Annotated in this window: 13 protein-coding genes and 2 rRNA genes; 10 read left to right on the forward strand and 5 right to left on the reverse strand. The window is 41.4% G+C overall.

Going from position 1 to position 22,346, the window contains the following annotated elements:
* The 7 genes from A9970_RS19125 to A9970_RS19155 form a co-directional block, all read left to right on the forward strand.
* Positions 1 to 659: ribosomal RNA gene (locus tag A9970_RS19125) — 23S ribosomal RNA — on the forward strand; the annotation flags it as partial.
* 123 nt (positions 660 to 782) lie between these two features.
* Positions 783 to 894, forward strand: a 5S ribosomal RNA gene (gene rrf / locus A9970_RS19130).
* 363 nt (positions 895 to 1,257) lie between these two features.
* Positions 1,258 to 1,848, forward strand: coding sequence for an RNA polymerase sigma factor (locus A9970_RS19135; RefSeq protein ID WP_182983362.1), 591 nt, complete (start codon positions 1,258 to 1,260; stop codon positions 1,846 to 1,848).
* Between the two features lie 142 nt (positions 1,849 to 1,990).
* On the forward strand, positions 1,991 to 3,178 hold the full coding sequence (locus A9970_RS19140; protein WP_182983363.1) for a FecR family protein: 1,188 nt from the start codon (positions 1,991 to 1,993) through the stop codon (positions 3,176 to 3,178).
* Positions 3,179 to 3,213: 35 nt separating this feature from the next.
* On the forward strand, positions 3,214 to 6,705 hold the full coding sequence (locus tag A9970_RS19145; protein ID WP_182983364.1) for a TonB-dependent receptor: 3,492 nt from the start codon (positions 3,214 to 3,216) through the stop codon (positions 6,703 to 6,705).
* Positions 6,706 to 6,740: 35 nt separating this feature from the next.
* Complete coding sequence (locus A9970_RS19150) at positions 6,741 to 8,147, forward strand: RagB/SusD family nutrient uptake outer membrane protein (RefSeq protein ID WP_182983365.1); 1,407 nt, start codon at positions 6,741 to 6,743, stop codon at positions 8,145 to 8,147.
* Between the two features lie 52 nt (positions 8,148 to 8,199).
* The gene (locus A9970_RS19155) at positions 8,200 to 9,399 is read left to right on the forward strand and encodes an AhpC/TSA family protein (protein ID WP_182983366.1); all 1,200 of its coding nucleotides are present in this window, start codon (positions 8,200 to 8,202) and stop codon (positions 9,397 to 9,399) included.
* A gap of 122 nt (positions 9,400 to 9,521) precedes the next feature.
* Here the strand turns inward: A9970_RS19155 and A9970_RS28945 are convergent, their stop codons facing one another.
* Positions 9,522 to 11,648 carry a hybrid sensor histidine kinase/response regulator gene (locus tag A9970_RS28945; protein ID WP_182983367.1) on the reverse strand — a complete coding sequence of 709 codons (2,127 nt, stop codon included), beginning with the start codon at positions 11,646 to 11,648 and terminating at the stop codon, positions 9,522 to 9,524.
* A gap of 250 nt (positions 11,649 to 11,898) precedes the next feature.
* Between A9970_RS28945 and A9970_RS19165 the strand changes: the two genes are divergently transcribed.
* Complete coding sequence (locus tag A9970_RS19165) at positions 11,899 to 13,908, forward strand: beta-N-acetylhexosaminidase (protein ID WP_182983368.1); 2,010 nt, start codon at positions 11,899 to 11,901, stop codon at positions 13,906 to 13,908.
* 24 nt (positions 13,909 to 13,932) lie between these two features.
* Here the strand turns inward: A9970_RS19165 and A9970_RS19170 are convergent, their stop codons facing one another.
* Both A9970_RS19170 and A9970_RS19175 read right to left on the reverse strand, forming a co-directional pair.
* A complete protein-coding gene (locus A9970_RS19170) occupies positions 13,933 to 14,211 on the reverse strand; it encodes a DUF4342 domain-containing protein (RefSeq protein WP_075990719.1) in 279 nt (92 codons plus the stop codon).
* Between the two features lie 256 nt (positions 14,212 to 14,467).
* Positions 14,468 to 16,702, reverse strand: coding sequence for a glycoside hydrolase family 2 protein (locus tag A9970_RS19175; RefSeq protein WP_182983369.1), 2,235 nt, complete (start codon positions 16,700 to 16,702; stop codon positions 14,468 to 14,470).
* 469 nt (positions 16,703 to 17,171) lie between these two features.
* On the opposite strand from A9970_RS19175, the gene A9970_RS19180 reads away from it, so the two are divergent.
* Both A9970_RS19180 and A9970_RS19185 read left to right on the forward strand, forming a co-directional pair.
* Complete coding sequence (locus A9970_RS19180; RefSeq protein ID WP_182983370.1) at positions 17,172 to 18,779, forward strand: beta-N-acetylhexosaminidase; 1,608 nt, start codon at positions 17,172 to 17,174, stop codon at positions 18,777 to 18,779.
* 66 nt (positions 18,780 to 18,845) lie between these two features.
* Complete coding sequence (locus A9970_RS19185; protein ID WP_182983371.1) at positions 18,846 to 20,354, forward strand: alpha-L-fucosidase; 1,509 nt, start codon at positions 18,846 to 18,848, stop codon at positions 20,352 to 20,354.
* 133 nt (positions 20,355 to 20,487) lie between these two features.
* Here A9970_RS19185 and A9970_RS19190 read toward each other — a convergent pair whose 3' ends face one another.
* The gene (locus tag A9970_RS19190) at positions 20,488 to 21,132 is read right to left on the reverse strand and encodes an HAD family hydrolase (RefSeq protein WP_182983372.1); all 645 of its coding nucleotides are present in this window, start codon (positions 21,130 to 21,132) and stop codon (positions 20,488 to 20,490) included.
* A 187-nt stretch (positions 21,133 to 21,319) separates the two neighbouring features.
* Positions 21,320 to 22,345, reverse strand: coding sequence for an endonuclease/exonuclease/phosphatase family protein (locus A9970_RS19195; RefSeq protein WP_182330413.1), 1,026 nt, complete (start codon positions 22,343 to 22,345; stop codon positions 21,320 to 21,322).
* Between the last annotated feature and the right edge of the window lies 1 nt (position 22,346).

Genomic DNA, 22,346 nt, shown 5'->3' on the forward strand with positions numbered 1-22,346 from the left:
ATTGTTTGGTGGGTAGTTTGACTGGGGTGGTCGCCTCCAAAAAGGTAACGGAGGCTTTCAAAGGTAAGCTCAGTACGCTTGGTAACCGTACGTGGAGTGCAATGGCATAAGCTTGCTTGACTGTGAGACCGACAAGTCGAACAGGGTCGAAAGACGGACATAGTGATCCGGTGGTTCTGTATGGAAGGGCCATCGCTCAAAGGATAAAAGGTACGCTGGGGATAACAGGCTGATCTCCCCCAAGAGCTCATATCGACGGGGAGGTTTGGCACCTCGATGTCGGCTCGTCACATCCTGGGGCTGGAGAAGGTCCCAAGGGTTGGGCTGTTCGCCCATTAAAGTGGCACGCGAGCTGGGTTCAGAACGTCGCGAGACAGTTCGGTCCCTATCTGTTGTGGGCGTTGGAAGTTTGAGTGGATCTGACCTTAGTACGAGAGGACCGGGTTGGACAGACCTCTGGTGAACCTGTTATGCCGCCAGGTGTACGGCAGGGTAGCTACGTCTGGAATAGATAAGCGCTGAAAGCATCTAAGTGCGAAACTAGCCACGAGATGAGACTTCCTTATAGGGTCGTAGAAGATGACTACGTTGATAGGCCATAGGTGTAAAGGTTGAGAGACCAAAGCCAAGTGGTACTAATAGCCCGAAGCTTTCTCAAGCAGACAGACACTGTTGTCTTCCTCTTTAATTTTTGAAACAAACAAGAAACGTAACTCTTTCAATAGCTATGTCAGTTGGCATGAATAACATGATATGAATCATAAATCAGCCAATAAAGATTTTTAGGTGCCTATATCGGCGGTGTCTACCTCTTCCCATTCCGAACAGAGCAGTCAAGCCCGCCAGAGCCGATGGTATTGCCGTAACAGGTGGGAGAGTAGGTCGGTGCCTTTTTTTACACGGAAGCCCTTGCTGGAAACAGTCAAGGGCTTCTTTCGTTTAAGTACTTCCGTATTTCCCTGTACAGGCTATTGCCTATCCTCCGCATATTGGTTATCGCAGCACAGGACCGTTACACTTCCGCCACTGACCATCACTGCATATCCGATACGAGTATATCCCTTTTTCATATTTTTAGGCCCTTAGCTTATATGAACTCTTCCCTTACAGTGGCGATAACATGAATTAGTCTCAGTACGCTACGTAAATAATCCTATTTTTTAATTCTATATTTTTTAAAAGATATGCCCAAATTGTATTCGCATTTGGAGTATTATATAAAATTATGTTCATTTGTTTTTAATAGAGAAACATACCGTGAAAAACAAAGAGGGACAAAGTGATCAAGACTTATTGTTGGCAATGAAAGAGAATAGCCGACACGCATTCGATTGTCTCTATCATCGCTATTGGAATAGATTACTGGATGCAGCGTATAGTAAGCTGGGAGATGCTGATGAGGCGCAGGAGCTGGTACAACAGTTATTTGTGGATCTGTATCGAAACAGGGAGAGTGTTCAAGTGCGTACGACTTTAGAAGGATATCTTCTTGCCGCCCTAAAATATAAAGTCATTGACCGTTATCGGAAGATGATGCGTCAGACGGAAAAAATGGATACCTGGCAGTCTTTTACAAGCCAAGATGTCCCTTCTCCCGACGCCTTATTGGAAATTAAGGAAACAAATGAAAAGTTGGTTCGGATAATCAATACTTTGCCTGAAAAATGTAAGGAAGTATTCCACTTGAGCCGCTTTGAACATCAGTCTCACCAAGAGATTGCGCAGCAATTGAATATCTCCGAAAGCACTGTAAAGAAACACATCCATAAAGCATTGTTTATCTTACGAAAAGAGATGAAAACAGACTTTCTATTTTGTCTGTTGGCCACGATTTTTATCTCCAAATAAGCGTCGATCTCCTCAATACATCCATCGTCTAAGTTCTTTTAGCAGTCAATTGCAGGTTTTTAAAAGAAATATTCAAAAAAAATACTTTTTGAATAGAACCTTGGCCTCTTTCGTACGACTTATCTATAAACAGGCTAACCAAATGTACAACTATCAACGATTAAAAGAGCTTTTTGAGAAGTTTCTCTCAGGGAATCTAAATGCTTTAGAGCAGCATGAATTGGACCATTGGTACGCTCAATCGGAAGATAAGACGTTTTTCGAGGAAAATCCACAATATCATCAAGCAGATATTCGGGATAAATTGCTCGGTAGTATCCACGAGGAACTGGGAATAGGTGCTGCACACCGGAGTTTGTTAACGATCAGAAGACGTATAGTCCATTATTGGATTGCTGCGAGTTTATTGGTTTTCTTTTTAACTGGATTGGCTGTATACCATTGGTATGGGAAGATCGGAGCCGAAGTCCAACATCAGATAGCTGCAGAAACAGTAATGCCCGCAAGAGACCAGGCATTGATCCGTCTTGCTGATGGTCAAATAGTCGATCTTGATCAACTGAAACCAGGAACCATGTTACGCGTTGGTAATTGTAATGTGATAAAAAACCGGGATGGCCAGGTGGAGTATGTGGCGGCTAACAGCAATTTGAGCCAAGCGGTCATCAATCAGATCGAAACGCCTAAAGGTGGTACAATTAACTTAAAATTACCGGATGGTACAGAAGTTACCTTAAATGCGGGTTCCACGCTACGCTTCTCTCAGGATTTGGCCAGTCAGGAAATCCGTAGGGTAGAGTTGATCGGAGAAGGGCTTTTTCATGTATCTAAATTGATGGAAAATGGGCATAAGAAACGATTTATCGTCCATACCGTTGAGCAGGATGTGGAGGTATTGGGCACTATTTTCAATATACAGGCTTATGCTGGAGAAATGCTGACCAAAACAGCGCTTGTGGAAGGCAGTGTTGTGGTAAAGTATCAGCGTGAGAATCGGACCGTCAAATTGAAGCCAGGATATCAGGCTATTTGGGATAGCAATAAAAAGGATGTCGATGTCGAACCTTTCGACAATACGATTCAACTCGACTGGATCCATGGCGATTTTGTCTTTGAGAACGAATCCTTGAAAACCGTGCTCGATAAGGTCTCGCGCTGGTACAATGTGGATATAAAATATGAAAAGAGCTATCCCGATGTCACATTCTACGGTAGCGTCTCGCGTAAAAATAGTCTTGCCGATGTTTTGGAACTCTTGAAAAAAACTTCAAATATCACATTTCGCGTTACCATGAGCAGTCAAGGAGAGAAAACGCTGATTGTTGAATAGACCTAAGTACCTAATCTCATTATACCTAAATAACTATGAAAGGACAGTTACCTAATTTATGGACTGAAAGTCCATTAAGCCCCCCTGTTGGGCGGATGCTTAGAAAGGGCGCACTTGCAATGTACCTTATCGTTCCATCTTTTTTTCCTGGAATTAGCTTGGCCAGCGGACAGTCTATTACGCTACATCGGCAAGGTAAGCTATCGCAGATCTTAGAAGAGGTTAAAAAGCAGACTGGATACGACTATATCCTGACGGGGGAACTTGCCAAAAAGGCTGGATCTGTTGACGTGGATCTCAACAAAGCAACAATAAAGGAAGCGCTCAACACAATTTTTGAAGGGCAGAACCTCGACTACCTGATGGAAGGAAAGTCGATTGTCGTGGTAGCCAAAAAGCCAACAGCTGCGCAGCAGCAAAGTGTAAGTGGTATCGTTGTCGATGCAAATGGTAAACCGCTGGCAGGTGCTACAATTCGTGTAAAAGAAAAGGTGACTATACAGACCAGTAGTGGGTCGCAGGGTGAGTTTCGGATTGCAGCAAAAAATGGGGATATACTGATCGTCACTAGTATAGGATACCGTACTGTCGAACAAAAGGTTGAAGCGGGAAATGTATTAATTAGAATGACGGTCGCGGATAACGTGATTAATGATGTCGTCGTCGTAGGGTATGGTACAACAAAACGTAGTGATTTAACAGGTTCTGTAGCTTCTGTAAATCCTTCGGAAATAAAGAATGTACCCTTTACGAGTATTGATCAGGCTTTGTCTGGTAAGGCTGCTGGCGTACAGGTGGTACAATCGGATGGCTCGCCCGGTGCTGTAGCACGCATCAGAATCCGCGGGGGTGCCTCACTGTTGGGCACAAATGAACCACTGTATATTATTGATGGCATACCTGTCAATGTGCAAAATCGCTATGTGTCGAGCAGTGCAGAAGTTGTTAATCCGATGGAAAGTTATTACGGCGATGATATGGGCAGTATGGTATCGGGATCTTTTAACAGGGGGCTCAATAGTTTGGCAGGCTTAAATATCAATGATATCGAAAGCATAGATATTCTTAAAGATGCTTCCGCGACCGCCATATATGGGTCCAAGGCAGCGAATGGCGTGGTTATTATTACCACAAAAAGAGGTCTTGCAGATAGTAAACCAATTTTGGACTTTAATTATTATACGGGGCTTACTTCTCCTTTTAAGGAAAAGATACTCAATGCAGATCAATACAAGATGATTATGAAGGAGGCAGCCCATAATCTCAATATAGCAAGGAGCAACATGGGGCTTCCGCCAAGCGCGACACCTACAGCCATTGAAAACGATCCTAAGTTTTTCGGAAATAATAATACGGATTGGCTAGGTTTGGTTTTACGGAAAGGGATCCTTCAGAATGCTGATTTATCGGTGCGTGGTGGTGGCATGAATACAAAGTATTATACCTCCCTAGCTTATAATAATCAACGGGGAACAATTATTGGTACAGACTTTAATCGGCTGTCGGGTAAAATAAATTTGGATGCAACGATTGCTCCGCGCTTTCGTATGAATACCAATGTTGACTATAGTTATACGACAAACCATATTACAAATGGAGCCTATACGCAGGCGCTGTTTGCACCGCCAACAGAGTCTCCTTACAATGCTGATGGTACTTTTTCCAACTTTGGCTTATTGCACGCGGAGTATCAGGGCTATCAAAACCCTTTGGCAATGGCCTCAGGAATCAATCAGGGAAAGACGGGTATGCTGCTGGGGTCCTTAGCTGCAGAATGGGATATCTTGCCCGAGCTGAAATGGCGCTCTGTGGGATCAATCAATTATAGCACTTATAATCAATTGAATTATGTGCCCAGCTATGTGATGATGAGTGGCTTTTATGGTGCGGGGGATTCAAATGGGGGGACAGGAAGCCAGGCTCATACCGAATCGATCAATACATTCATTGAAAACACATTAACCTGGGACAAACAATTTAATGAAGACCATCTTCTGAATGCATTGATTGGGACATCATGGGAAAATTATAAGATGAATTTTTTCTCGGCTTCCGGCGCTGGTTATCCGGATGATAATTTTCTGAACAATTTAAATTCCGCTGCGATTCCAGTAGCTGTTAAGGGGAGTAGCCCTGCACAAACGAATGCGTTGTTATCGTTCTATTTGCGTGCTAATTATACGTGGAAAGACCGTTATCTTTTTACATTCACAGGACGTTCTGATCGTTCATCCAAATTTGCCCCTGCAAATCAGACGGGCTACTTTCCTTCAGGTGCTGTAGCATGGAAAATTTCTGAAGAGGAATTTATGAAAAGCGTCCCTTGGATAGACGAGCTGAAAATTCGTGTCAGCGCAGGTAAAACGGGTACACAGAATATTGGAAGCAATCTTTATAGAACCTTATACTCGCCAGTAAGTTATGCCGGTAAAAATGCATTTATTCCGACACAGTTAGGTAATGACAAAATTAAGTGGGAGGCGACCACTCAGAAAGATGCCGGTCTGGATTATGCTTTCTTCAAAGGAAGATTAAGGGGATCCATCGGATATTATGAAAAGATTACGGACGGTTTATTGCTCAATATCACAACCGCGCCTAGCTCTGCCTATTCGAATGTGGTGCTTAATGTCGCTAAAATTCGTAATCGGGGACTAGAGTTTGATATTCGGGGTGACTTGATTAGAAAACAAGATTTCAATTGGAATTTGGCCCTCAATATTTCGAAGAATAGGAATAAGGTCTTAAATATCAATGGTGGACCGTTTTCGAATCCCAATGATCGTGATGGATTAAATCTTGGGACAAGTATTGTTAAGGAAGGCGAATCGTTAGGTTTGTTATATGGTTATGTAACCGATGGCCTGATCCGAACTGCGGATGAGCTTAAGGCTTATAAAGAAAGTTTTCCTTTCCTAGAGTACATGGAGTATTACATCGGAGTGGGGGATATGAAATATAAACTAGACCCCAATGGCATCGGGGAAGGTGAACCTTTTTACAAACAGGATATTATTGGTAATGCAACGCCGGACTTTTTTGGCGGTATCACCAATACACTCAATTATAAAAACTTCGGACTGACCACCCTATTTACATTTTCTTATGGTAATGATTTGATCTATCAGGCGGATATTGCTAATGGCTCCGCTGATAATTTGGCAAATCGAGGTGTGAGCGTATTGGGACGCTACAATGAGGATAATACTAGTGCGACAAGACCAAGGCTGCTTTACGGTACGGCACAGTTTAGACCGTTAGCAGACGTCAATGTGTTCGATGCATCCTATCTCAAACTTAAGTCTATTACCTTGTCTTATAATTTTGGAAAATCTTTGCTGAATGGATTAAAGTTGAGAAGTGGCTCGGCCTATGTTTCGGCTACAAATCTCTTTACAATTACGCATTATCCGGGAATGGATCCCGAGGTTTCTGATGATCCTACGTCAGTCATTGGTGGTGGGCGCGATATCTCTGCCTATCCAGCGAATAGGATGTTTTCCTTTGGACTACGGTTTGGTTTTTAAAACATAGAGCTGATTTAAGAAAATAAATTAAACGAATGAAAAAGAGCTTTCTACTATATTTCCTGTTAGCAGCGCTAATAGGAATGAATACATCCTGTGACAAAACGCTCAATGCGTTACCGACACAGGAAAAAGTTGACGACAATGTCATTGTGGATCAAAAGAGTGCAGAAATTGCATTAAATGGGGTGTATTATTTATTTGTCGATGTAACTGAAAACAGGACAACTGGTCTACCTGGGACTACCTGGGCACCGTCGCATGAAATACTTCCGGCACAGTTCGCAGGTCTCATTGAAAATTATCAGGGGCCCAGTCGCCCTGAAATGCATACGATGACCGCAAAGGATAATGGCGAAGTCCTGCCGATATGGAGCGGAAATTATAAACTTGCGAATGCTGCCAACGGCGTGATAGCGGGCCTTGAAGCATTGAGTGAAGAGAGATTTGGCGGAAGCAGACGTACGCAGATACTTGGAGAAACTCGGTTTTTACGAGCCTATGCCAATTTTAAGTTATTAGCATACTATGGCGAATTTTTTGACAGCAGCAGCAAATTCGGGGTCATGATACGTACAAAACCTGTTACGGTATCGACTATAGCTACTGTTCGTAAAAATGTTGCCGATAGTTACGCGTTTATCCTGGACGATATTGATTACGCAATAGCAAATGCGCCAGAGAATAATCCAAACTACTATGCAACCAAATGGGCTGCCATGCTGCTGAAAATGAGGATTCTGATGTTACGACAAGCTCCTGCTGACTATACCGCCGTCATTACATTGGCGAATCAACTCATTGAACAATCCCCATATGCCCTTGAAACCCATGTTGAGGACCTTTTTTCTACAAAAGGGTTGGCGAGTAAAGAGGTGATTCTTGGTACAAAAGCTTTTGCTAACCAAATTGCAGAAATGGAAAAGTACTATTTCCGCGCTAATTATAATTATAATGCAACGCCATTTTTATTGGATCTCTTAAAGAATGATCCAAGGGCCAACTGGATGATTGGCACAGTAGCCAAACGTCAGGTTTTTAAGAAACATTCCGGCGGACAAGCGGAAGCTAAGTTTGTATTTCGTTTGACCGAAGCTTATTTACTGAAGGCTGAGGCTCTTGCCAAATCGAATGGCAGCTTGACAGAAGTCCGGGACCTACTTAAAATGGTCAAATCGAAAGCTGGTATTACGGATTTTACAGCATTAAATGCAATGAATACGCGAGAGCAGTTGACTACGGAAGTTTTTAGAGAACTTATGCGAAGTCTCGTTGCAGAGGACGGTTCGGACTGGATGGCTTTGTTACGTTTACCTTTTGATACGATTAAACAACTGAATGGTAATATGAAAGCGAGATGGCAGTATATCCTACCTGTACCTTATTCAGAATATGAGAAAAATCCAACGTTTGGAGATCAAAATCCTGGATATGGGTGGTAAAAGTTAGTGGACGTGTAAAATTAGCGCAACATACAAATAAAGAAATAATCAAATGAAACATATACTAAAAATAGCCGCCCTTATGGTAGTTCCTATGATGGGAATGGCGCAGAAAAAGTTTGTTCTGGATGGTGAACTTAAAAACGGGACAACCGAAAAGCTTTACCTTTTTTATATGGATGGTCAAGGTAAACAAGTAAGTGATAGTGCTTCGGTTCTCAAAAACCATTTTCAATTTAAAGGAACGTTGACGGAGCCTACCCTGGTATTTTTGACCACATCGCCACATCCCGAGCGCGCAGCTGAGGGTGATTATACACAAATGTACCTGGAGCCTTCCAAAATGAAATTGGAGTTTCAAGATGATAATCTAAAAAACTATACGCTGACAGGTTCAAAATTGGATGCCGAACACAAGCAGTTAGAACTCGAAAAGTCAGCTATCAGAAAAGGAATGGAGCCCATTAGTAAGGCTTATGCTGCGAAAAATAAGGAGTATAGTCGTGCTGAGCGAGAACTTGAAGCTTTAGAAAAGAAAGTAAAGCTACTTAGTGAAGAGGCTGCCAGCATCAAGAATCAATTTGAGCCTTTTAATGAAAAAGCGGCCCAGATTGATATGACCTTTATTAAAAACCATCCACAGTCCTTTTTGAGTCCTTATTTGCTGATGTTCAGGATGAACAACCTATCGTTGGAAGAAACTGAAACGTTGTTTGCTGGTTTTTCCAAAGAGGTGCAAAATAGTCGTTTTGGAAAAGACATTTCGGAAAAACTAGCGGAAAGCCGAAGTGGTGCTGTTGGTAAGACTGCTCCCGTATTTAGCACGACAGATATCGACGGCAAAGCCTTAAGTTTGTCGGATTTCAGAGGCAAGTATGTCTTGTTGGATTTCTGGGCTAGCTGGTGTGTGCCCTGTCGCAAAGGGAATCCGCATCTTATTAAGTTGTATCAGCAATATAAAAGTAAAGGATTTGAAATCATAGGGATTGCAGATGATGACAGCAAGCCTGAAAAATGGCACAAGGCGGTTGAACAAGATGAGATTGGCATTTGGAAACATGTTTTGCGTGGAGCAAAATTCGATGGAACAAATTTTGACCTGAGCAAAGATGTGACGAAGGGGTATGGTGTCAGTTCGTTACCGACAAAAGTGCTAATAGATCCGCAAGGCGTTATTATCGGACGTTATGGTGGGGGCAATGGCGGTTCAGACGAACAGTTGGATGCCAAGCTTGCTGAAGTATTTAAATAACAGCATATCCTGTAGGTAACGATGTCCTGCATGATCACGGTTACTTTAGTAGGTATATTGTGTAAAAGAAATAAGGGACTGTCAAAGACAGTCCCTTATTTCTTTTACTTACACGGCCTAGCTTATGAAATCCTTGCGATAAGCTGAGCAAGGATAGCTTTGTCCAGAGGTTTGGTCATGACGCCATCAAATTGATGTAGCTGCCCTTCGGGAATCTGTACGGTTACTTGTGATTCGTCTGACGTCAGCGCAATAACTTTGCTATTCCATCCCTTTACGCTATTGTTGTCTTTGACCGTATTGAGGATATCCCAACCGGTAGGGCCATGCATTTTGAGATCGGTGATAATAATATCCGTTCTATTTTCCTTCAGATAGGCTATTGCAGTAGATGAATCCTGATAGATTTTCACATCTTCGAAATGTTGCAATGCTTGTTTTACGAATAGATTATTGATCGGATTGTCATCAATAACGACAAAGCTCAGCTCTTTTGAGAGCTTATCCAAGCTCGTAATTTGTTTCCTATTTTTCTTTTCTTCGGTGAATGGAACGACTAATGTAAATGTTGATCCCTTGCCCTGTTGACTGCTAACACTTAACGTTCCGTTTAGCTGTTCGGCCATGAGTTTAGCAATATGTAATCCCAATCCAAAACTATTCTTGGATTTCTGATCGGTCATATAATACTGTTCGAAAATATGCTCCTGATCTTTTGCCGAAATACCTTTTCCTGTATCGTTGACTAATATATGTAATTTGGATCCCTGGTCTCTACTGATAAAGGCTTTTACCTCTATCTGCCCCTTATCTGTATATTTAATGGCGTTGCTCAAGAGGTTAGAAATAATCTGTCGTACACGATACGTTCCGCTTTTGATTAAGATGTCGGGATCGATATCAATGTAACTGATGAGTTTTAACCCTTTTTTGTCTGCTTGAGCCTGCTGCATTTTTATGAGGTTCGCGAGCAATTGAGTTGGCGAAAAGTACTCAGCCTTAATTTCTAGTGTACCCGACTCTAGTTTACCGAGATTCAGAATATCTTCCACAGTATCATTGATCACATGGATATCTTGTGTAATGGAGTCTAATAAAACAGGGTTGACCCGATTGTTTGCCGCATTGCTCTTTAGCAGATCAATAACACTGACCAAAGAATTGACCGGTGTGCGCACATCATGACTTACATTGGCCAGTATACTGGCCTTCTCTTTCGCTGTTCGCAAGGCATAATCTCTAGCGGCAGTAAGCTTACGCTCATATACAAGTGTATTGTAGTGGTAGGACAACAAAAGTGTCACCATAATAATCATGAGAATAATAGAAGCGATGACCTGTTTGCCAAAAATAGAGGAGTTTTCCCGATAAAGCTTGAAATCTTGAATTTCAGCAGCCCTTAATACCTCATCTTCATGGGTCTTAATGCGAAGTAAGGCCGTGCTGATCGTACTGAATAAATTGTAGTTAGACTGTAGAAGCTGTCTTTCCTTTTGTTGCAGCTCAGTAAATGAACGACGGATTTTACTGAAATCTTGCCGGTGGAATGTCTCATTTTGCTCGATCAAACTTTGGATCTGGCTATGTATTGCCTTGATTTGATTCACGTTGAAATTCTGCTCCAGCTTATCAGCAACCAAGGTGTCGTTTTTAGCTTTGAAAATACGTGTAAAGAGTTTTTCTTTCTTTCGCACAATGGTATCCTTCTTACTTACATTGAGTGCTGTATCTCGTAATATTTTATTGACAACCGAATCAGCAAGTATACGATTGTTTCCTGGGCGAATTGTTCTATTCGTTTTCGTTAAGAGTGACAGCGAGTCTTTGGCCAAAAAAATCATGTTGTCAACAGATTTTTTAATGTGCGCGAACTCGTCTGAAAGGGAGATATTTTGTTCCAAGGAAGTATTTGTAGAGAAAGTAAGTCCTTTTTGGGAAGACAACTTCGAAAGGGAATCAATATAAAATCGTAACGTATCTAAACGATTGCTGTAATTCTTTAAATTTTCGGCACTGAAGTCCACGGTATAAGAGCGAAAAGCATTTCCGGCAGCGTTGTAAGAGGAGAAGAGTTCGTAAAAAAGATTCGTCAATTGATTCTTAGAGCTGTAAGCTTTATTTAAACGGGCTTCGGTCTTTTGGTACTCAATATATTGATAGGTAAATATCGAACCGATATAAACCAAGGAAAGAATCAGGAAAGCAATTAAAACTGTCCTGATAATAAATAATTTTTTACTGTTTTTCACGTTATTGTTCTTTCACCCCAATAAGTTAACTATAGCCTATTTTGTTTTGTCTGGAAGTCAAATTTAATACTAAAAAATGATATCCTCTTGGTGTGCCTGTAGCCAACGAGCTACTTTTTGAAAATCTTACACAATCGTTTGATTGAAAGTTGGAGTAGAAGGATCATTTTTTATTTTTTATTTTGCATAACGAAACCAATAAACGGTCTTTTTTTTGTCTGTTTATTTAAAAATAAAAACTTAAATTTTAATGAAAACACTCCTCTGTTCAGTAGCGTTATCCCTTTTATTTGCGCAAGGACTCCATGCGCAGTCTGGGATTGATATTATCCCCAAGCCTCAGGAAATCAATATAGGAGCAGGCCAGTTTCTGTTAAATCCACAAACTACCTTAAGTTTTAAGAACTGCGATGTGAAAGATGTGTCTTTGTTTGTTGAGCAGCTGAGAAAAGTAACGCATTATCCCCTGAACGTGAGGAAACAGGCGAGCAATAGTATTGAATTTAGACTAGACCCTAAATTGACAACGCCTAATGATGAAGGCTATCAGCTTGAGGTTTCCAATCGGGGAGTGGTCGTGACAGCAAAAAGCTCCCATGGGCTTTTCAATGCAACGCAATCACTGCGGCAACTTTTACCGACAGCTTTCGAGGGTAGTAACCCAACCAAAGAAATAAGCTGGAATATTCCAGCTGTGAAAATTAAAGATTATCCCCGCTATCATTGGCGCGGCTATATGAAAGATGTAAGCCGGACCTTCTTTGATGTGAAAACCGTGAAAAAGTATTTGGATGTCATGGCATTATACAAAATGAATACGTTTCATTGGCATTTGACGGATGACCAGGGCTGGCGGATTGAAATAAAGAAATATCCGAAATTGACCATGGAAAATGCGACGGTATTTCATCGAACAGAAAAACAACCTGCAGAACGCAGTGGATTTTATACACAGGAGCAGATCAAGGAAGTTGTTCAATATGCTCGAGAGCGTAATATTACGATTGTGCCCGAGATTGATGTTCCTGGACATTCCTGGCCGACAATATTGGCCTATCCTGAACTTGGGGTCAACAAAAATTCCTACCCGAATCACATCTTTCCTTTTGTGTCATCTTGGGGATATTGGGGAAATCAATTTACCCCCAATACATTGGATCCGACAAAAGAGTTTACGTATGAATTCTTGAATAATGTGTTCACCGAAATCGCTAATCTCTTCCCGGGTAGTTATATTCATTTTGGAGGGGATGAGGTTCGTCATGATTTGTGGGAAAAAGAGGCGCATGTGCAGGATTTTATGAAGCAGCACCAGATTAAGGATGTCAAAGCACTTCAGAGCTATTTTGTTCAACGCGTTTCTGATATCATCGTCCAGAAAGGGAAAAAACCGATCGGGTGGAATGATATCTTAGCTGATGCTGAAAACTTGCCGAAGAGTACAGCAATCATGAGCTGGCTTGGTGAGGAAGCGATCAAGGAAGCGACCAAAGATGGATTTAAGGCCGTAGCCACACCAGCATCGCATCTCTATTTTGATATTACACAGGCCGATCGGAATGATGGTACCATGACTGACCTGGCCTATCCGCAGATAAACTCGCTGAAAAGAGTGTATGAATTTGATCCTTCTGCAGGACTTAGTCCGGCTGAGGATCAGCTTGTCCTCGGTGTTCAGGGAAATATGTGGACAGCGTTGGCTCAGGATATTAAAGATCTGAATGTGCAGAATTTTCCGCGATTGCTTGCGGTTGCTGAAATTGGATGGGCTGCTAAGTCAGCGAAAGATTATACAGCGTTCAGCCATCGATTGGATGCCAATCTTCCAAGATTAGATTCCATGCGTATTGATTATTATCGTCCCGGGGGATATATTGCGGGATCATGGGGACCTAATGATATCAAGGAAACGTATAGTTTTCTAACTTTTGACGTGAGCAGGAAGATTTACGATAATGGACGAGCGCAAGCTGGATTTTTCTTTGTGGAGGGGAAGAATTTTCTGGAGATCGATGCCGTACAATTGCTACAGGACGGGCAGGTCATTGCAGAGGATGGACATCATGCGCTTGCGGATAAATTTAGGGGAACCAACAAGATCAAACCTTTTTACTACAATTTTACAGTAACGAATTATAATCCGCAATCGAAATACGAAATCAAAGCTCGTGTCAGAGGTGCTGGCGGTGTGGATTCAAAAGGAAATTTTACATTTAATTTGTCTCCGAATAGGCCTTTTGATAAGATAGAAAAAAAATAAAGGGTATTACCCTTTATTTTTTACTTATTTGAGTTCGATCATCTTTTGATTTGCATTCTCTTCTTTTACTTCTTGAAGGATTGCAATTTCAATAGGTGCAATCAGACTTAAAATAATCAATGCAATGAAAGCTACAGGGAAAATAATTCCGATGATTACAGCTAATAGCAGGGAGATATTTAAGTATTCTTGTCCATTCTTGGAGGAAACTTTTAAACGGGAGCTTTTGAAGGAATCAAAAAGATCTTGAAAAACTTTAGTAATTGTTTTACTGTTGATGCTGAATGTTGTTTTAGTTGCCATGATGTTTATTTTTTAATTTTTTTATTTCTTGTTTGATGACTCAAAGATAGGAAGCAAATATAGCCCTGAAGAGGGGCATTAGGCCAGTCTCGAGACAATCTCGGTAAACGACCCGCTTTTATCGGTTAATACTTTTTTGAAATTAGGGAAAGTGATATGATGATCAATATAGCTGAGGGACATATATCCTTAAACAAAAAACAGGGATAGCTTTTTAGGCTACCCCTGTTTTTTGTCTATTATTTTGCTAGCGTGATTATAGACCTACGTGCTCTGTTTTCGATTTTGTTGGTCCCGATGGTCCTTGTTTAAACGCTGGGTCATAGTTCCATTCAATCGTGTCGGTTAATACCTTACCGTCTTTTTGGATTACTTTTGCTTCTACAGTATTCTTCCCCAGTTTTAGCTTCACGTTTTCGAAGATGTAGTGTACATTGGTCTGACCAATTTTGGCCCCTTTGATCGTTTGTCCATTGATGATCAATGTTGGCTCACCTCGGTTCGAATAAACCGTAATAGGCGTGATTTCATTACCTCTGTTGATCATACGACGCTGTGTAATATATAACACGGGTTCTTTGCTCCAATTGGCTTTGTACCAATAAAAGCCATCCTTCTTCAGTTTACGGTCAAAGGAAACCAGTCCTTTATAATTCCGGGGGTTAACATTCAGCGCAGTAATGGGCGTGGCAAAATCGAATGTGTTCCAGACATAAGAACCTAGGAAAATTGGACTTTTGGATATCACGCCCCAATGTACTTCATGAAATTTGGTTGCATATTCTTCAGGGAAAAACGATGGATTGCTCCATTGATTTCCAAAATTTCCAACCTCTTCTGCTTGATCTTCGGGAATGGCTTCTGCACCATATTCCGAAAAGATAATCCGGTAATCTTTGAATTCTTCACTGATACGTTTTGCCCAGGAGGCGACATCATCCTCTTTATCTGATTTATCCTCCAATTCACCATTATACCAGCCGAAGTAATGGTTAATGCCTTGAACATCTGCATTATTGTTAACTGGATGGTCGATAACATTGTAACCGCTGACAGAAACGGTATAGCGATCAGGATCTTCGGATTTAGCGAGGTCATTTAATTTGGTCGTTAGTTCGACGGTATAGGCAGAAGGAGAGTATACCTCATTGTGCATACCCCATATATAGATGGAAGGATGGTTGAAATTCTGGCGGATCAGTTCTTTCAGTTGTTGTTGTGCGTTGTTGTCTTCCAAAGTGGTTACCCGATTGACAAACGGGATTTCGGCCCAGATAACGAGGCCCATGCTATCGCATTTTGAATAGAAGTACTCAGACTGTTGGTAATGTGCCAATCGGATCGATGTTGCTCCCATTTCTTTGATGATTGCTAGGTCTTCGTCGTGGTCTGCATTGCTTAGGGCCGATCCTTTACCTAGTCGATCCTGATGGCGACAAACACCATATAGTGGATATTTGATATCATTTAGGAAAAATCCTTCACCGGTTCGTAATTCAAATTTACGAAGACCAAGAGGTGCTGTTACCTCATCAATAACCTGGTTGTTCTTTTTGATTTGTGTGACCACCTTATAGAGATAGGGATCATCTAAACCTTGCCATAAATGTGGACTTTTGACTAGGATTTGTTGCGTAACGGTTTGACGGCCTTGCGGTAACAACGTGTACTGTGTGCTTTGTTTGGCTTTAATCGATCCGTCTTTTTCGAAAACGGTTGTCAATAACTCAATTGGTTGTTTTTTCCCGGATTTGTTGTCTATTTTTATTTTTACAGCGACATCGGCTGTTTTCTTGGAGACATTTTTTTGCGTGATATAGATTCCTTTAGCTGCAAAATCATTCACCGCAATATGGATGTCGTCGGTTACAATAAGCTCGACTGGTCTATAAATACCGCCGTACATGGGGAAAAGGGTATGGTTAACAGGAATGACCTGTGGAGTAGCTTCATTGTTTACCTTCACCAAAATCTCGTTTTCTTTTCCAAATTGGAGCATAGTGGTCAGTTCGAATACAAATGCAGAATAACCACCCTGATGTCTGCCCACGAAGTTATAATTTCCATTGCGTTTCGTATTGTCGTAGGTAATATCATTTTTGCCTTCTTTGGTAGGAAGGGGCTGATTGTTTACGTATACTTCTGTGTTGGTATTGACCCCTTCAAATCGAATGAAAATGCGTTTGCCTTTCCAAGCTGTTTCGGGAACAAATGACTTCCGGTAATAAGCATCGCCGGTATAAAAGCGCTCATTTTTTCCTAAACTACCAGACTTAATCTCTTTGGTCTGCATATCATTTGCATTCCAGGTGTGCGGTAAATTGACAAGTTGCCATTTCCCTTCAAACAGTTGATTATAGTCTAATGTCGAAGTAGAAAAAGGTCCCTTTTTGAAAGTCCAGCTGGTATTAAATGGAACTACGGTTCGTGCTTGTACGTTCAATAGCAGTATTCCAATAAAGATTAAGGTATAAAAGATCTTTTTTATCATACGGTTTTAACTTAGGGTATTGTATTTGTGTCTTCAAATTTATGTCTTCAAATATAGCTAACAAAATGATAATGACTAATTGGACTAGCCTCGGTAGAACTGCTATTTGATCTTGTTTTTAATTAATAGTGATCAAAATATCGCTATTAATAATTGTTTTTTCTTTATTCGCTTTGTTGCGTCCATCCACTACAACGTTTTCGAGATTTGCGCAAACGATTGACTATACTTGGACTACAGTAATAAATAATAAATTCTTTACCATTGTATTACAAGATAAACTGTGGGCAGAACCGATATAAACAGTTCATACGATGGATTTTCGTATTCCTTTTACATCGCGTGCTGGCTGTGGTGGGCCGATTATAGCGCAAACTAGGTTTGAATAATGTAGGATCGAACCTACTTAGAAACAAATACTTTACACAAGCAGATTTAATCTGATCAGTTGAAAATAACGATAGAACGGATGAAACATAGATTAATAGGAACATTTCTTTTGGTATTCTTGACGATACAGTTTGTGGAGGCACAGGTTGCTATCATCCCACGTCCGCAACAGCAGGAAGCGCGGAAGGGGAAACTCATCCTAGGTAGAAATATAGGCATTATAAGCGATCCTTATTTTGATCCCACGATATTGTATTTCAAGAAGCTCCTACTTGGGCGTTTCGGGATTTCGGCCTATGCTGCGACCAAGGCCGACGAAGGCCAGGTTATGGTAAGCTGGGATAAAACACTTGAACATGAGGCCTATCGTTTGCAGATAGATCCTACTCATATTCGAATTTACGCTTCAGATAAATCAGGACTTGTCAATGGAATTGCAAGTTTAGACCAATTGTTGTCCGTTGCAGCCCAAAGCGGTGATCAGCGTGAGTTGGATGCTGTTGAAATTACAGATAAAGCACAATTTACATGGCGCGGTTTTATGTTAGATGAGTCGAGACACTTCTTCGGGAAGGAAAAAGTAAAGTCATTGTTGGACTGGATGGCTTTCTATAAACTGAACAAGTTTCATTGGCATTTGACGGATGAGCCTGCGTGGCGCCTTAGTATACAACGTTATCCCTGGCTGGCTCAAATAGGTGGGATAGGCAATTATTTAGATCCCTATGCTGGGGTACAGTATTATACGCAAAATGATATCAGTGAGATTATTGCTTATGCTGATGAACGTAATATTGAGGTCATTCCTGAGATTGATATGCCTGGACATGCAACAGCGGCAAATCGCGCGTATCCGTTTTTATCGGGCGGGGGTAATGAAAAACACCCTGATTTTACTTTTCACCCAGCAAAAAATACGACATATTCATTTTTAAGCCATGTGCTGCGCGAAGTAAAAGCGCTTTTTCCTTCGACCTACATTCATTTGGGCGGAGATGAGGTTGCTTTTGGTAGTGATGCCTGGAATAATGATCTACAGGTGCAGGAGTTAAAAAAGGCAGAAGGGCTGAAATCCAATAAGGAAGTGGAAGAGTATTTTATTCGACGTATGGCAGATTCCGTTGCCCGAATAAATGGAAAAATCATTGTTTGGGATGAGATGGTAGACGCAAAACTGAACAAAGCGCAGACTGTGATGATGTGGTGGCGCCATGATAAACCCGAACAGCTCAACAAAATTTTGGATAAAGGATATCAGGCAATTCTTACACCGCGTTTACCTTTATATTTTGATTTTGTGCAGCAGGAAAACCATCGGTATGGACGGAAATGGGGCAAAGGGTTTAACCCTATTCAAGATGTCTACAATTTTGCAGGCGAACAGTTGGATAGTTTAGGTGGTCGAAGAAAACAGATATTGGGTATCCAGGCCAATCTATGGACTGAAACCGTGACAAATACCAATCGATTGGATTATCTCGTCTTTCCGAGAATTGCGGCATTGGCGGAAGCAGCATGGACATCTGGCAAGCAACGTAATTTTGACCAATTCACTAAAGTGTTAAAGAAACATTTAGCATTGTATCGGGAACAGGGACTCTATTACTTTGATCCATTTCAGGACAGTAACCCTGAACCGGTCGTCATGAAGAAAGTACAGAAACAGTATATTGATCGTCCCGACTAGTTGCGTTTTTTGTCTTTGAATAAGTTGGACTATATAGAATCGTGATAATAAACAATTAGATAAAATATGATAAGCTATAACAGATTGATGATGCCCTTGCTCTTGGCTGGTGCGCTATTGGCCGGGAAAACTGTTTCTGCCCAATGGACTGGGCCACGCAAAAAGGTGGAGCAAAGAATTGACGTAAAATACGGGCCTTTAACACCGGCACATCGAACCGATGAAGCGATGGAGCGTTTTCGGACATATGGTTTAGGACAGTTTATCCATTGGGGGCTTTATGCAATTCCTGGCAATGAATGGGAAGGAGTAAGCGCTCGTAAAGGTGCGGCCGCTTCCGAATGGATTCGTACCTGGAGTGGACCTACTGCACCAAAGGACTGGAAAAACACCTATGATAATTTATACAAGCAATTTAATCCCAAAGGATTTGACGCAAAGCTATGGGCTAAGCAGGCTAAAGAAATGGGGGCAAAATACCTGATTTTTACCACCAAACATCACGATGGATTTGCCTTATGGCCTTCGAAGTATACAGACTATACCATTAAGAAAAGCCCTTATAAAAAAGACATCGTCAAGCAGGTTGTAGACGCTTACACCGCTGAAGGGATAGATGTGTTTTTGTATTTTTCGATCTTAGAATGGAATAATTCAAACTATATGGGTAAGGCGCCGTCTACACCGGAAGAAAAGGCAAAATTCAATAAGTTTTTGGAGTATACCCGTAACCAATTGTTGGAGCTGCTTCAAAACTATCCGCAGATAAAAGGGTTTTGGTTCGATGGTACTTGGGATCAGTCCTGGATTCAGGCATATGATTTTACCTATAAACTGGAGAAGGAACTCCGTGAGAAACATCCGGGCTTAATCATCGGTAGCCGTTTTCGAAACGATGAATTTGGAAAACGGCATTTCGACTCGAATGGTGATATGTTGGGGGATTATGAGCAAGGCTGGGAACGCAAAATGCCGAAAGAATTTGAATGGCTAGAAGGGCGTGACTGGGATTGTGTGATGACCATCCCGCCTAATGGTTGGGGTTACATGAAAGATTGGTCGGGTATTTATACAAAGACATCCGACGATTTGATCGATATGTTGATGAATTGTGTGTCGATGAACGGGAATTTCGTGTTGAATTTTGGTCCGGATGGAAATGGCCGGATGCATCCAGGAGAGGATAAATTGGCGAAAGAGATTGGTGACTGGATCAAAATCAATGGTGAAGCTGTTTATGGTGTGAGACATGCAGGACTTGCTCCATCTAAATTGGGGTATTTTACAAAAAAAGAGGACAACCTCTATCTTACTGTCTTTAATCGACCGGTCAATAATATTGTCCGTATTGCTGTACCGAAGAATTCAGCTGAGGTTCCGGTAGAAGCTGTCTTGTTGCAAAATGGTCAATCATTAGCTCTTAAACGTTCCGACATTGGTTTGGATCTTGATAAGAATATATATTATGATATTGTTCTTCCGGCAACGTTTAGTGCAGATAAAGCTTTTGTTGTAAAAATGAAGCTTGGTAAGCCAAAAGTACAGGGTGATCAACTCATGGATGCAAAAATGTAAATTTTGGCATTCGCGCGAAGGTTTTCGCGATCTCATCGGCATTTCAAATGTATATGAGCGCTATTCCAGACCACTGGGAGTGATCGAAAAAAGCGGGACTTAAATCAGTGTTGATTTAGGTCCCGCTTTTCTTTTATAGAATTTCCAACAGTTCCTGTGGATGGTGGATAATATGCTGTGCACCGTGTTGTCTTAACTCGCTCTCTTCCCGAAAGCCCCAAGTAACACCAATAGCTGTTACTCCTGCATTATTGGCGGTATCCATATCCACGGATGAATCGCCTAGATAAAAGCAATCTTGTTTGTTAACACCGAGTGTTTGGATACTGTCGAAGACAATATCGGGATCAGGCTTGGCGGGGCGACCTGTTCGATGCCCCAAAACGAGATCAAATGAAATATCGGGAAAGTATTCGGCCATCAAAGGTATCACCGCTTCATGGTATTTATTTGATGCTACCGAGATGAGATAGCCTAATGATTTCAGTTCTTGTAGTAGCGGTATAATGCCGGTATATGGTTTTGTGTGCGTTATGGGCTTTTGCTCATAATACACTTTAAAGGCACTGAGTAAAGTTGAGATGATATTTTCTGACCGTGCTTCTTGCGGTAATGCGCGTTCGATAAGTTTCTGCACGCCATTGCCTACAAATTTCTTATAAGCAACGAGTGGATGCGTTGGGTATCCATGTTGTTCAAGAATAGCATTGCAGCTGTCCCCGAGGTCTTGTAATGTGTCTAGCAGTGTTCCGTCCAGATCAAATAGTATAAGCTTCATCTGCTAAATCTAGTAAAAATTGCGGTTGAACCATGGTATAATAAGGAGATTAAATGGTAGTTTATAGCTTGTGTATAATAAAAAGATTACTGAAGACTTGGGGAGATCAAAAAAAAATAGGAGCTCATTTATATCGAGCTCCTATCTTTAATTCCGCTTAAGAAGAGTTAATCGGATTTCATTTATATTATTTTACCAAATAGATCAATGTTGGAAAGTGATCTGAGTAGCCATTGATAAATACTCCTCCAGAAAATGTTCGGTGCGGGTAGCCTTTGTTGCGGCCTTCCTGTTGCACCAAAAAATCCCGATTGAAGATTTCAGCTTTGACAAAACGTAAACCCTTGTTTTTGTTGTCCAATAAAGGTCTAGAAATGATGATTTGATCAAAGAGATTCCATTGTCCCTGATAGCCCAGTGATCCAATGCCCTTATCGTAAAACTTCCACATGGTATTATATAAGCCCTGCGCAGGTACATCCTGCGGATTTTTCTTGGCCTGCAATACTTCCCTTACACTTTTATCTTTGGGATCATCATTTAAATCGCCCATGATAATAATCTTGGCCTCGGGATTTTCGCGATATAACGAATCACATATGCCTTTGGTAATTCCGGCTGCAAATTCGCGAAGTTCAGAAGATTTATTGCCATAACGCGAAGGCCAGTGATTGACAATGATATGTACCGTATCTCCAGCAATCGTGCCGGATACCAATAGTTGATCTCTCGTCTTAAAGCCTGGGTTTTCCGGTAGGTTGAATGGATGAACCTTGTCATTAAAAGGCGTGAAGAATTCCGGATTGTAAAGGAACCCAACATCCACACCGCGACGGTCAGGAGAATCGTGATGAACGATCTTTAATCCCAGCTCACGGAGCTGTGGATCTCGTGTAAGATCTTCCAAAACCCGACGGTTCTCAATTTCGGCTACCCCAAGAGCAATGGGACCCAAACTAGAACTAGGTGAGCCGATGGCACGAATCGCTCGTGCCATGTTTTTTATTTTTTGCTGATACTTAGCTTCTGTCCATGTATTGGCACCCTTTGGTGTAAACTCATCATCATTGATCGTTGAATCTTTTACAGGATCGTATAGATTCTCCAAATTGTAGAATGCGATGGGGTAAACCCGACGGTTGGTTTGTGCGAAACTTGTGTGTACAACAAATAAAAGGAGAAGAAAAATACAGCTGATGTGTTTATAGTTCATC

Origin of the sequence: Sphingobacterium sp. UME9, from assembly GCF_014170215.1 — a bacterium.
Lineage (GTDB): Bacteria > Bacteroidota > Bacteroidia > Sphingobacteriales > Sphingobacteriaceae > Sphingobacterium > Sphingobacterium paramultivorum.